Origin of the sequence: Proteus sp. G2669 (assembly GCF_009915245.1) — a bacterium.
In the GTDB taxonomy this organism is placed as follows: domain Bacteria; phylum Pseudomonadota; class Gammaproteobacteria; order Enterobacterales; family Enterobacteriaceae; genus Proteus.
Genome location: NZ_JAABLX010000045.1, coordinates 22,756 through 35,717 on the forward strand (window position 1 = coordinate 22,756; position 12,962 = coordinate 35,717).

The window sequence follows — 12,962 nt, forward strand, 5'->3', positions numbered from 1 at the left end:
CCGCTACTAAACCTAGTTATTTATTGATTTTTTGAGAATATTATTATTTATTGATCCGCTATTTTACCTGAAGATAGCGTTGTTAGTGGATATAAAATTGATAAGATAAATAAATTATAACGCGCCGACAAAAATATAATCTATTGTATTTAAATAAAAAATAGAACAAAAGAATAGGAATTGCCTTATGTTAGGCAGGGTTTTAAATTTGGTATTGTTACTACGCAGCATCAGTATAAGCATGGGGAAAAAATGAGATTATCAGTCATTATATTGGCTATCTTGATGATAAGCCTATTTATAATGGCCGCCTTTCTATTCTTTAAAAGAAGGCGGCTTGATGACTCACATCATCTCCCATCTCTTGCCAAACCAACGTATCGTAAGCTCACTTCAGATGACTATGGGCTTATTAGTGATTATTTATCTTATTTTGGTACGTCTGATTTTTCTTCTGGATATTCATTACAAAACTTCCCCGAAATGCCAATTAAAGGCGAAGTCGTTACGACATTAAGAAATATCGTTAACCGTTTTGCTGGCTCATCGGAAGGGTTAAATCATTGGCGTTACTATATTGATGCTGTAGAAATTCATATTCCCCCGCTGCTTGTTCCTTATCTTCAACAAGAAAATGTCCTCGATGTTGTGTGTACGCCATCTATCCCCATCGTAATTGGTGTTAATGGACATTTTTTAAAAGATGAAAAAATTCATTTTTCTGCGCTGAGTTTAAAGCAACTTTCTGAACCTATCTTGGCAAATGGTTCATCCACGATCCAAAAGAATGAAGGTGATGCTGCTCACCTCCTGCAAATTAGAGAAGAGACTAACGAAGAATACCGATTACATAACTCATCTGGCTTTTGGGATGGTTCTTTTGTTTGTATAGGGCTTACATTATGGTTAACGGCCCTAATGATGCCTCAGGTTTTTCTTCCTTGGATCTTAGCGATAGGAAGCTCATTTCTTGCCATCGGTATTTTCCTTATTCACAATCCTTTGATTAAACCTCGTAAGCAAGAAGTCCATTGTTTTAAAGGACGTTTAAAACGCTGGGGGCTTTTCGGCAATTTTGATCATGGGCAGGTGAAAAATGTTTCTTTAGGGGGTATTGATCTTATTTATCCACCTCATTGGGAGCCTTATATTCAAGGTGATATTGATAAAGTCACCTATTTAGAAATGTATCCTAGTCATCATGTTATAAAGCAAGGAAGTTATCTTTCATTACATGACGAAGAAAAAAATTATCCTTATAAACGGTACATTAAAAATATTATTTTCGTTTTTTGGAGCTTATTTATTATTGGCATGTTGTATCTTTATCAGCCACTTTCTCTTTCAATGAAACTCAGTTTTTCATGGCTTAAAGATACAGAACCTCATTTAGTCACTAATTTTACCGAATTGGAAACAACCGATTTGCATGTTGGAGATATTATTCAGGCGAAAGGGGTGGGTATGTGTTATATGCCACCTAATCTATCAAGTAAGAATAATAAAACCATTTTTGCACCTTTTGATTGTTCGGGCATTTACTGGAATAACAGCAATCCAATGCCAATGCCTGAGTCGAGCACAATCGAAAAAGCAGCTGCTTTATTACATATGGTTGAAGAGCAGCTTCATCCCGTTTCTAATAACCGAGTTAACCCAAGTTTAGGTCAAGCCATTACTAAATCAGGAATGAATCTTTTAGATAATTTCGATGGTATTGTGTTGAAAACACAGGATTTATGCCCACGAGAAAATGAATGTATCCGCTTGAAAATGGCGTTAGTTAACTTGAGTAACGTTAATGACTGGAGTGTATTAGTTCAACGTGCTGAGAGTGGTAAACTAACAGGCACCAATGTTTTATTACGTGCAGTAAGTGCGGAGGCCTTGGAAAAGCTTATCGACACCACCACATCTTCTTTTATCTATCGAGAAATAGATAAAGCCGCAATACTGTTAAATAGTCCGCCACCAGGTGGTGTGCTATTAATCAGTGATGAAAGAAAACAGCTCGTTGATTACGCGTCAAACTCAAACTCAGTGTTTGAACCCACGCCGTTAGAACAGTGGCGGGAGTTACAACGTTTATCCGATATTTTATTGCATACCCCTTTTGATACGGGTGGAGTAATAACAGGCATGGTTGTTGATGCTAATGGTACGTTACAGATATTTTTACATAGCCTACCTGATTCAATGACAATGTTATATTACATCGGTAATACGTTATTATTGTTTCTTGCTATCGGGTTCTTAGTATTGAACCTCTTTCTTATCATCCGGCGTCGGCGACAAAACAACCAACGCATGAATAAAATCAGTCTCTATTATGAGCACTGTTTTTATCGCCCTCCTCAGTAAGTCCCTTGTTGTGGAAGGCTATGTGTTTTCACTATCGCCTTCATAAAAGAAGTTGAAGTTAAGGAGAAAGGGATGAGTCAACCATCACCAGAAAGTGGTGTCCGCTTAGATAAATGGCTTTGGGCTGCGCGTTTTTATAAAACGCGTGCCATTGCTCGCACAATGATTGAAGGTGGCAAAGTTCATTACAATGGTGTGAGAGGCAAGCCAAGTAAAATCGTTGAAGAAGGCGCAGAAATACGTCTACGACAAGGTAATGATGAACGGACAGTAACCATTCTAATGGTAAGTTCACAGCGACAAGGTGCTACACAAGCACAAACACTCTATTGTGAAACACTAGAGAGTATTGTGAAAAGAGAAAAAATTGCTCTTGCGAGAAAAATGAATGCGTTAACAATGCCTCATCCAGAACGTCGCCCTGATAAAAAGGAAAGACGCACCTTACTTCGCTTCAAACAGACAAATTTACAAGAATCGGATTAACCGATTCCCTGAAATGAGAGAACGTTATGTCTAAAAAAGACTCTTTATCACGTTTTTTATTTGAAAAAAACGCGGTACGTGGTGAATTGGTCAATGTGACTGAAACCTATCAATCAATGCTTGAAAATCACCATTATCCTGAGCCAGTTCAATGTCTTCTAGGTGATTTGCTGGTGGCAACGAGTTTGTTAACAGCAACGCTTAAATTTGAAGGAGATATTACTGTTCAAATACAAGGCGATGGCCCAGTACGATTGGCTGTTATCAATGGTAATAACAATCAACAAATGCGCGGTGTTGCGCGTGTGGATGATGATGTAAAGGCTGGAAGTACATTAAAAGAGATGATCGGGAATGGTTTTATGGTCATCACAGTAACACCAGAGAAATGTGAACGTTATCAAGGTATTGTTGCCCTTGATGGTGAAACTATTGAAGCTTGTATTGATAACTATTTTAAGCAATCAGAACAGTTACCAACTCGCGTATTTATTCGTAGTGGTATGCAAGCGGGTAAGCCTGCGGCTGCAGGAATGTTATTACAAGTATTACCAGCATCAGAAGAGTTCACGGCAGAACATACGGCGGAACATTTTGAATTACTTACACAATTAACTCACACCATTAAGGCTGAAGAGTTATTTACGCTGGATACTAAAGAGATCTTACATCGTTTATATCACGAAGAAGATGTTACTCTTTATGAGCCTCAAGCTGTTGAATTTCATTGTACTTGTTCGCGTGAACGCTGTGAAAATACATTAGTAACATTGTCTAAAGAAGATGTGAACCACCTGTTGCAAGAACAGGGCAATATCGATATGGAATGTGAGTATTGTGGAACTCATTATATCTTTACAGAGAATGATATTAATAATATCAATAAGTTAAATGAATCAGAATTGCACTGATTCGATTTAGCAAGGTGACTTTATCAAAAGGACGCTATTTTGCGTCCTTTTTTATTCAACAATTTTTCTGTAGTTTTGTGCATTAGCTCTCGTTCTTAACATAAAAAAATTATAAATTTTCAAAATATTGATAACAATCGCTGTTAATTACTCGTAACACCCTAATATTGCTCGTAGAAAGGTCTATTTATCAGGAGCGAAACTATGAGCGTTAAAGGTCTTACCCCTAAGGATCTCCAGCAGTACGGTATTAAGGACACAAGTGAAATCATTTATAACCCAAGCTATGAGCTGTTATTTAATGAAGAAACCCAGCCTGGATTAACAGGTTATGAACGAGGCACATTAACCTCGTTAGGCGCTATTGCCGTTGATACAGGTATATTTACTGGACGTTCTCCGAAAGATAAATACATTGTTCGTGATGATGTTACTCGTGACACGGTATGGTGGGCTGATCAGGGAAAAGGTAAAAATGATAATAAGCCACTCTCACAAGAAGTGTGGTCTGACTTAAAATCATTGGTAACCAATCAGCTATCAGGCAAACGTTTGTTTGTTGTTGATGCATTTTGTGGTGCGAATGCGGACACTCGTTTAAAAGTACGTTTTATCACGGAAGTTGCTTGGCAAGCCCATTTTGTTAAAAATATGTTTATTCGTCCTGAACAAGAAGAGCTGGAAAATTTCACACCAGACTTCATTGTGATGAACGGAGCGAAATGTACAAATCCAAATTGGAAGGAACAAGGACTTAATTCTGAGAACTTCGTTGCTTTCAATTTAACTGAACGCATTCAGTTAATCGGGGGTACTTGGTACGGTGGCGAGATGAAGAAAGGTATGTTCTCTATGATGAACTACTTCCTTCCTCTTAAAGGTATGGCTTCTATGCACTGTTCCGCAAACGTTGGCGAAAGTGGTGATGTGGCTATTTTCTTTGGCTTATCCGGTACAGGTAAAACAACCCTTTCAACAGATCCTAAGCGTAAGCTAATTGGTGATGATGAGCATGGTTGGGACGATGACGGTGTGTTTAACTTTGAAGGGGGTTGTTATGCGAAAACGATCCACTTATCAAAAGAAGCAGAGCCTGATATCTATGGTGCAATTAAACGTGACGCACTATTAGAAAACGTGGTTGTGTTATCGGATGGTTCTGTTGATTTCGACGATGGCTCAAAAACAGAAAATACCCGTGTTTCTTACCCGATTTATCATATCGATAATATTGTTAAACCTGTTTCTAAAGCGGGTCACGCTAAGAAAGTGATTTTCTTAACAGCAGATGCTTTTGGTGTGTTACCTCCTGTTTCACGTTTAACGCCGGAACAAACGCAATATCACTTCTTATCTGGCTTTACCGCTAAGCTTGCAGGAACAGAACGTGGTGTAACAGAGCCAACACCTACATTCTCAGCTTGTTTTGGTGCGGCATTCTTATCTCTGCACCCAACACAATACGCTGAAGTATTAGTAAAACGTATGCAAGCATCTGGTGCAAAAGCCTATCTGGTTAATACCGGTTGGAACGGCACAGGTAAACGTATCTCAATTAAAGATACTCGCGCTATTATTGATGCGATCTTAAATGGTGACATTGATAAAGCACCAATGAAAACATTACCTGTGTTTGATTTGGAGATCCCAACAGCACTACCAGGCGTTAACAGTGAAATTTTAGATCCTCGTGATACTTATGCTGATAAAGCGCAATGGGATGTAAAAGCAGACGATCTCGCTGATCGTTTTGTGAAGAACTTCGATAAATATACAGATACTCCAGCAGGTCAAGCACTGACAAAAGTTGGACCAAAACGTTAATTTTTTAAAGCATTAATAAAAACACCAAATTCATAGGATATGATTTTGGTGTTTTTTTATTTGAGATATTAGAGATAAAAAAAATCCCTGAAATGCGAGAATATTTCAGGGAGTAAAAAGGAAATAAAGTGAAACTATCTATTAGAGAAAAAGTGGCTTTAGAGGGTGATAACCCAACTATGCTTTTACAGGAGGCAAATCAAACAATAAAACCTCACTGTCTTCATCACCAACAAAATGGATCATATCTTCATCAGCAATAGCTACACCATCACTGGTGGTCGCAATTATGTCATTAATGGCTATTTTTCCTTTTACAACTTGCAGCCAAATATTGCGTCCCGCTTCTACTTGATATTGTGCTTCTTCGCCTTTTTTCAGGTTCCAACGCCATAAGGTCATGTCTTGGAATACTTTTAAAGAGCCATCACGGGCATCTGGCGACAAAATAAGCTGTTTACTTACAGTTGTATCAAAACGACGTTGATCGTAACGTGGTGTGATACCGACAGTATTTGGCATAATCCAAATTTGGTAGAAATGCAGCCCTTGATCACTATTTGGATTATATTCTGAATGGGTGATCCCTGTACCTGCACTCATTATCTGAAACTCACCCGCAGGAACATTTTCTTTATTACCCATACTGTCTTTGTGCTCGATATTACCTTCAAGCACATAGGTTAAAATTTCCATGTCTTTATGAGGGTGGGTACCAAAGCCTTCACCAGGTATTACGCGATCTTCATTAATCACGCGTAATGCAGAAAATCCCATAAAATCACGATCGTAATAGTTTGCGAAAGAGAAGGTATGCCAGCTATCTAGCCAACCATGATTAGCGTGTCCTCTTTCATTTGCTTTGCGTAGATAAATCATTATGTGTTTCCTTCTCATCAGTTGTTGAACACAGTTTACGCAATAGCACAAAGTAGAAAAGCGGAGGAATTTAACCTGAAGATCCAAATAATTTGAATAAAGGGAAACAAAAACATCGAATAAGTTTTTGAAAAGAAAAAAGCCAGCACCCGGCTGGCTAAATAAAACACTGGAAGCAATGTGAGCAATGTCGTTCTTTCATATCACCCTGAAGGTGGTGCGTCTGAAAGTGTTATTGATGATAATAGTTCTCAGTATCATTTGTAAAGCCTTTTTTTTAAGCAATATCGAAAAAAGCAATGAAAAGCTTTTAACTTACTGATTAACGAATCGTTTTATTTTAATAATTTTTTAAAATAGTAATATAACCAAATAGTTAACAATATTTTTTATAAGGTTATTCATAGAAAAAAGAACAAGAAATGCGTTATAAAACCAGAGTAAAAGAAGGGATATGAATCATTTTGAGTCGCTATTAAGCGATAAAACAAAATCCAGCTATCATAGATTGATGATAACTGGGTTTTGTTATGTATGACTTATAAGTTTATAGAATTATAAAACCAATATTTATAACTTTAACATTGGCACGTTTATTTATTATCACTCAGCAAAAGTTGATTTCGGTGTTGAAATAAGGCTCTGAGCACAGGCATAGGCTGAGCTCCATGCCCATTGGAAGTTATATCCACCTAACCAACCTGTTACATCCACGACTTCACCAATGAAATAGAGTCCTTTTACTTTGGTGGCTTCCATCGTTTTAGAAGAAAGGGCTCGAGTATCTACGCCACCTAGAGTGACTTCCGCAGTACGATATCCTTCCGTGCCATTAGGCTGAACTTGCCATTCTTGTAGCAACACTACAATTTGAGTAATACGTTCGTTGCTAAGTTGAGTGAGGGAAATATCAGGTAACTGTTTATTTTCTATCATTATTTCAATAAAACGCTTTGGTAATAAGCGAGATAATGTATTTTTTAATGATTGATTTGGGTGTTCTTGGCGTTTTTCTTGTAGAAGGCTTTCAAGGTCAATATTTGGAAGTAAGTTAATACTTACATACTCTCCGGATTGCCAATAACTAGAGATTTGCAGAATAGCAGGGCCTGAAAGACCTCTATGAGTAAAAAGAATATTTTCTTTAAAACTTATTCCACTTTTTGCCGTCACAATAGCAGGTACAGCCACGCCGGATAGTTGACTAAATTGCTCAAGCTGAGGTTTATGTAGTGTAAAAGGCACTAAGCCCGCGCGAGTGGGTAATACCGGAAGGCCAAATTGTTCTGCGACTTTATAGCCAAAAGGAGTAGCACCTAAACCAGGCATAGAAAGCCCACCGCTGGCAATGACAACAGAAGGGGTAACAATCGCTTTCCCATCAACAAAAACAGTGAAACCTTCCTCTGTTTTCTCGATTAACGTTACCTCGCTACGTAAGCGAACACTTACTTTCCCTTTTTGACACTCAGCAAGTAATAAATCCACAATTTGCTGTGCTGAATCATCACAAAAGAGCTGGCCTAATGTTTTCTCATGATAGGCAATGTTATGTTTTTGCACTAATTCAAGAAAATCCCATTGTGTATAGCGAGCAAGTGCTGACTTACAAAAATGAGGATTCTCTGATAAATAGGCTGAAGGCTCAATATACATATTGGTAAAATTGCAACGACCGCCTCCTGACATAAGAATTTTTCGACCTGCTTTTTTACCGTTATCTAGCACTAAAACAGATAATCCTGCTTGTCCTGCTAAAGACGCACAAAAAAGCCCCGCGGCACCTGCACCTATAATTACTGTATCGTATGATCCCACAATGATGTCTCGTTCTTGGTTTTCTCTGACTATTTAATCAATGATTTTCGCGTAAGATCAGAGTATTTTTGTAAAATTATATGGAGAAATCTGCATTTTTCACCTAAATTCGTATTAGCAAGGAAAAAAATTGTCAGAAATTTACTTTTTTTTTATTTTTATTAATTAAATGATATATAAGGAATTATCTTAAAAAGACTCTAATTTTCTTGGTTATCAAATCAAAAAAAGGTTAAATTTCGCTTCCACCGTTCGCATTTGTCGCTGATAATGCGCCGCGTTCATGTCCAACTAACTGGCTTAACGTCTATGCTACATTTGTTTACTGACCTAGAATTTCATACAGGTTTAATGTTGGTTTTAGCACTGCTTTTTGTGCTATTTTATGAAGCTATTAACGGCTTCCATGATACCGCAAATGCGGTAGCAACTGTTATCTATACTCGTGCTATGCGTGCGCAATTTGCGGTCGTGATGGCGGGTGTATTTAACTTCCTTGGAGTTTTGCTCGGTGGTTTGAGTGTAGCTTATGCTATCGTTCACTTGTTACCGACAGATCTTCTGCTGAATGTGAGCTCAGGTCATGGCCTTGCTATGGTCTTCTCGTTGCTGTTAGCCGCTATTATCTGGAACTTAGGTACATGGTATTTCGGCATCCCAGCATCAAGTTCACATACGCTGATAGGTGCTATCATTGGTATTGGTTTAACAAATGCTATCGTGACAGATTCGTCTATCGTTGATGCGTTAAACATTCCAAAAATGATCAGTATCTTCCTATCTCTCATTCTTTCTCCGATTATCGGCTTGGTTATTGCAGGCGCGATGATTTTCTTACTACGCCGTTACTGGAGTGGTACGAAAAAACGTCGTCGTATTCACCTGACACCAGCTGAACGTGAAAAACAAGATGGTAAGCGTAAGCCACCATTTTGGACTCGTACTGCACTGATTTTATCTGCGGTTGGGGTTAGTTTTTCTCATGGTGCAAATGATGGGCAGAAAGGTATCGGTCTTATCATGTTGGTATTAATTGGCGTGGCGCCTGCGGGCTTTGTCGTCAATATGAGTGCTAGCGGATACGATATCACCAAAACACATGATGCCGTTGTGCACTTACAGCAGTATTATGAGAAGCATCAGCCAGCATTACAGCATGCTATCGAAAATACACCAGCAGTGTCAGCACAAACTGATCCTAGTGATACTGATTTCCATTGTAACAGCGCGAGAACGCCAATTGTTCTGAATCAAACAGAACAAATGCTGGCAAATATTAGTTCTTATGATGAACTAACAGCAGACCAGCGTGCTCAAATGCGTCGATTACTAATGTGTATCGCTGATACCGCAACAGAAGTGGCTAAATTACCTGAAACTAGCGCCCAAGATGCACGGTTCTTAAAAACATTGAGTCGTGACCTGCTAAACACTGTGGAATATGCACCGATTTGGATCATTGTTGCAGTGGCATTAGCGCTCTCTATTGGGACAATGGTAGGTTGGAAACGTGTTGCAGTAACGATTGGTGAGAAAATTGGTAAAAAAGGTATGACTTATGCTCAAGGGGTTTCTGCTCAGGTAACAGCAGCAGTGTCCATTGGTGTCGCAAGTTATACGGGTATGCCTGTATCAACAACACAAGTTTTGTCATCTGCAGTTGCAGGTACAATGATTGTTGATGGTGGAGGGGTTCAAACGAAGACGGTGAAAAATATTGCACTGGCTTGGATCTTAACATTACCAGTTAGCATTGGTTTATCAGGTTTACTTTATTGGATATCACTGACATTCATTGTGAATGGCTGATAAGCAATAAACTACCCAAGTTTGTTTATAAACGGTGACTAAAAGTCACCGTTTTTTTGTTTTTGTCACCTACCAAATAAGCATCGCAATTAAGCTTGCTACAGCCAAAATACAAAAACGGCTAACAAGATAAAATTGCCGATAAATTCGCTCACAACGCATAATCACTTCAGGATTATGATGGTTGGTATATTGGCGTTGGTTGATGTAGCGGATAAGTCGCAATTGTTTTGAAAATTGCCCATGCATAGTAAAAAATCCATTACCATCTACTGATTGATAGAGTAACGGATCAGATTGGCGCAGTATTGTGAGTAATACCCGAATAGATGAAAAATAACGCATCATATTAATCAGGCAAAGAATACAGAGCGCCCAAAAGATAACAATGACATTAAACATAATCCCCTCCCTAGAATAATAGATTCAGAGATGAGAAAACCTTTACCCATAGAGGTTATTTTTTCTCTTATTTAAGTTTAGGTGAAATTAAGCAATAAACAAAAGTGACGTGTTCAAGTTGTTTCCTTTTTCAAAAAAATGGATAAAAAATAACTCTAAAAGGGTGTTTTTGTTGTTTTTTATACTCAATTCTCATTATTATGATGATATTGTCGGTGAATGACATCGTGATAATCTAAAATGGTGTATATTGTTATTTATCGATAGATGCTTTCTTGATGAATTTGACATAAGTTGTGATCAAGGCGACATCTAACTTTCATCTTAAAACGTTATATTTAATACATAGGATTTAGGCTTAACCGCCTTTCCAACCGATTAATCAGCTTATGGAAGGAGTTCACGATGGCTTATAAGCATATTCTAGTGGCAGTTGATTTATCCCCTGAGAGTAACGTCTTAGTACAGAAAGCTGTATCTATGGCAAAACCCTATAATGCCAAAGTTTCCTTAATTCACGTTGATGTTAACTATTCTGATCTTTATACCGGTCTAATTGATGTCAACCTCGGTGATATGCAACAACGTATTACTGATGAAACCCGTAACGCGTTAAAAGACCTCTCAGATAAATCAGGTTATGAAATTCAGGAAACCTTGAGTGGTAGCGGTGATTTAGGCCAAGTTCTGGTTGATGCGATTAAAAAATACGATATGGATTTAGTTGTTTGCGGTCATCACCAAGACTTCTGGAGCAAATTGATGTCATCAGCACGTCAATTAATTAATACTGTGCATGTTGATATGTTAATTGTTCCTCTGAAAGATGATGAAGAATAATCGCTTGCTTGTTTAAGCAAAAAAAATGCCTGCTTATGCAGGTATTTTTTTACCTAAAATTCCTATTTTTCCTGCTGTTAAGTAGAGTCAACCTTTTTTTTTTGTCTAATTATGAAAAAAATGTCTTGAAGTGTGAATGTATTTTAATGATATATTCAAGAAGCAAAACAACATCAACCTCACAAAACCCAAAAATATTCCGAATAAATGAGGTTATGCCAACATCACATTACACAAAAAAGGAATAGCGGAATGAATATATCTGGCTCATTGTCTTCGTTTTTAGAAGGGGTAGAAAAATATAACGCTCATCAACCTGAGTATCATCAGGCGGTTCGTGAAGTTTTTACCACTTTGTGGCCTTTTTTAGAAAAAAATCCACAATATCGTGAACAATCATTACTTGAGCGCTTAGTTGAGCCTGAACGTATTATTCAGTTTCGCGTTTGTTGGTTAGATGATAAAGGGCAAGTGCAAGTTAACCGTGCATGGCGTATCCAATTTAACTCAGCTATCGGGCCTTACAAAGGTGGTATGCGTTTTCATCCTTCTGTGAATCTCTCTATCCTAAAATTCTTAGGTTTTGAACAAACATTTAAAAATGCCTTAACGACATTACCAATGGGTGGCGCGAAAGGTGGCTCTGACTTTAATCCTAAAGGTAAAAGTCATGGGGAAGTCATGCGTTTTTGTCAGGCTTTAATGACTGAACTTTATCGTCATTTAGGGGCTAACACAGATGTTCCAGCAGGAGATATTGGTGTAGGTGCGCGAGAAGTTGGCTTTATGGCAGGCATGATGAAAAAACTGTCTAATAGCAATGAATGTGTATTTACAGGAAAAGGTCTTTCATTCGGGGGCAGTTTAATCCGCCCAGAAGCCACTGGATATGGTTTAGTTTACTTTACTAATGCGATGCTTAAACGTCATGGTATGTCTCTTGAGGGGATGCGTGTGGCGGTTTCTGGCGCAGGTAATGTTGCACAATTTACTATCGAAAAATGTTTAGAATTAGGCGCTAAAGTCATAACTGCATCGGATTCAGGTGGTACTGTGGTTGATGAAGCCGGATTTACTACTGAAAAACTCACACGCCTAACTGAAATTAAAAATAATTACGGTCGTGTTGAAGAGTATGCCAAAGAGTTTGGTTTAACCTATCTTGAAGGGCAACAACCTTGGGCTATTCCTGTTGATATTGCTCTACCTTGTGCAACACAAAATGAATTAGATCTAGAGGCTGCAAAAGTCTTGATCAAAAATGGTGTTAAAGCCGTTGCTGAAGGTGCGAATATGCCCACAACGATTGCAGCAACAGATGCTTTTATCGAAGCAGGTGTCCTTTTTGCACCAGGTAAAGCAGCTAATGCGGGCGGTGTTGCAACCTCTGGTTTAGAGATGGCGCAGAATGCAGCACGTTTAAGCTGGAAAGCAGAAAAAGTGGATGCTCGTTTACATCACATCATGTTAGATATTCACCATGCTTGTGTGAATTACGGTGGTGAAGGTAAGCAGACTAATTATATTCAAGGTGCGAACATTGCGGGCTTTGTCAAAGTTGCGGATGCAATGCTGGCTCAAGGCGTGCTGTAAATCTTACTGATTCTGAACGGGTGTTTAACACCCGTCAGA

The 12,962-nt window shown here is 38.3% G+C and carries 10 protein-coding genes; 7 read left to right on the top strand and 3 right to left on the bottom strand.

The features are described from left to right. The first annotated feature begins 252 nt into the window (after positions 1-252). From umoB to pckA, 4 genes are all read left to right on the top strand, one after another. Entirely contained in the window at positions 253-2,361 is a 2,109-nt protein-coding gene (gene umoB, locus GWI68_RS12120) for a flagellar biogenesis regulator UmoB (RefSeq protein WP_166540444.1), read from the top strand. Between the two features lie 72 nt (positions 2,362-2,433). After that, positions 2,434-2,847, top strand: coding sequence for a ribosome-associated heat shock protein Hsp15 (hslR, locus tag GWI68_RS12125; protein ID WP_166540445.1), 414 nt, complete (start codon positions 2,434-2,436; stop codon positions 2,845-2,847). A gap of 26 nt (positions 2,848-2,873) precedes the next feature. Further along, positions 2,874-3,758 carry an Hsp33 family molecular chaperone HslO gene (gene hslO / locus GWI68_RS12130; RefSeq protein ID WP_166540446.1) on the top strand — a complete coding sequence of 295 codons (885 nt, stop codon included), beginning with the start codon at positions 2,874-2,876 and terminating at the stop codon, positions 3,756-3,758. A 204-nt stretch (positions 3,759-3,962) separates the two neighbouring features. Continuing rightward, on the top strand, positions 3,963-5,582 hold the full coding sequence (pckA, locus tag GWI68_RS12135; protein WP_109409949.1) for a phosphoenolpyruvate carboxykinase (ATP): 1,620 nt from the start codon (positions 3,963-3,965) through the stop codon (positions 5,580-5,582). A gap of 177 nt (positions 5,583-5,759) precedes the next feature. On the opposite strand, the gene GWI68_RS12140 is transcribed toward pckA, so the two are convergent. Then, the gene (locus GWI68_RS12140) at positions 5,760-6,461 is read right to left on the bottom strand and encodes a pirin family protein (RefSeq protein WP_166540447.1); all 702 of its coding nucleotides are present in this window, start codon (positions 6,459-6,461) and stop codon (positions 5,760-5,762) included. A 603-nt stretch (positions 6,462-7,064) separates the two neighbouring features. Next, positions 7,065-8,279 (bottom strand): NAD(P)/FAD-dependent oxidoreductase, encoded by a 1,215-nt coding sequence (locus tag GWI68_RS12145; protein WP_166540448.1) that lies wholly within the window; start codon positions 8,277-8,279, stop codon positions 7,065-7,067. Between the two features lie 309 nt (positions 8,280-8,588). Here GWI68_RS12145 and pitA point away from each other — a divergent pair, with 309 nt between their 5' ends. Beyond that, entirely contained in the window at positions 8,589-10,088 is a 1,500-nt protein-coding gene (pitA, locus tag GWI68_RS12150) for an inorganic phosphate transporter PitA (protein WP_109409952.1), read from the top strand. A gap of 69 nt (positions 10,089-10,157) precedes the next feature. On the opposite strand, the gene uspB is transcribed toward pitA, so the two are convergent. Next, positions 10,158-10,490, bottom strand: coding sequence for a universal stress protein UspB (gene uspB / locus GWI68_RS12155; RefSeq protein WP_072068946.1), 333 nt, complete (start codon positions 10,488-10,490; stop codon positions 10,158-10,160). Between the two features lie 405 nt (positions 10,491-10,895). Here uspB and uspA point away from each other — a divergent pair, with 405 nt between their 5' ends. After that, on the top strand, positions 10,896-11,330 hold the full coding sequence (gene uspA, locus GWI68_RS12160; RefSeq protein ID WP_072068945.1) for a universal stress protein UspA: 435 nt from the start codon (positions 10,896-10,898) through the stop codon (positions 11,328-11,330). 252 nt (positions 11,331-11,582) lie between these two features. Continuing rightward, positions 11,583-12,923 (top strand): NADP-specific glutamate dehydrogenase, encoded by a 1,341-nt coding sequence (gene gdhA / locus GWI68_RS12165; RefSeq protein ID WP_166540449.1) that lies wholly within the window; start codon positions 11,583-11,585, stop codon positions 12,921-12,923. Positions 12,924-12,962 lie beyond the last annotated feature (39 nt).

Excerpts from the sequence above, each read along its gene's own strand:
- pckA (WP_109409949.1), top strand. The coding sequence starts at position 3,963 with ATGAGCGTTAAAGGTCTTACCCCTAAGGATCTCCAGCAGTACGGTATT.
- umoB (WP_166540444.1), top strand. The coding sequence starts at position 253 with ATGAGATTATCAGTCATTATATTGGCTATCTTGATGATAAGCCTATTT.
- uspA (WP_072068945.1), top strand. The coding sequence starts at position 10,896 with ATGGCTTATAAGCATATTCTAGTGGCAGTTGATTTATCCCCTGAGAGT.
- uspB (WP_072068946.1), bottom strand. The coding sequence starts at position 10,490 with ATGTTTAATGTCATTGTTATCTTTTGGGCGCTCTGTATTCTTTGCCTG.
- hslR (WP_166540445.1), top strand. The coding sequence starts at position 2,434 with ATGAGTCAACCATCACCAGAAAGTGGTGTCCGCTTAGATAAATGGCTT.
- pitA (WP_109409952.1), top strand. The coding sequence starts at position 8,589 with ATGCTACATTTGTTTACTGACCTAGAATTTCATACAGGTTTAATGTTG.
- hslO (WP_166540446.1), top strand. The coding sequence starts at position 2,874 with ATGTCTAAAAAAGACTCTTTATCACGTTTTTTATTTGAAAAAAACGCG.
- GWI68_RS12140 (WP_166540447.1), bottom strand. The coding sequence starts at position 6,461 with ATGATTTATCTACGCAAAGCAAATGAAAGAGGACACGCTAATCATGGT.
- gdhA (WP_166540449.1), top strand. The coding sequence starts at position 11,583 with ATGAATATATCTGGCTCATTGTCTTCGTTTTTAGAAGGGGTAGAAAAA.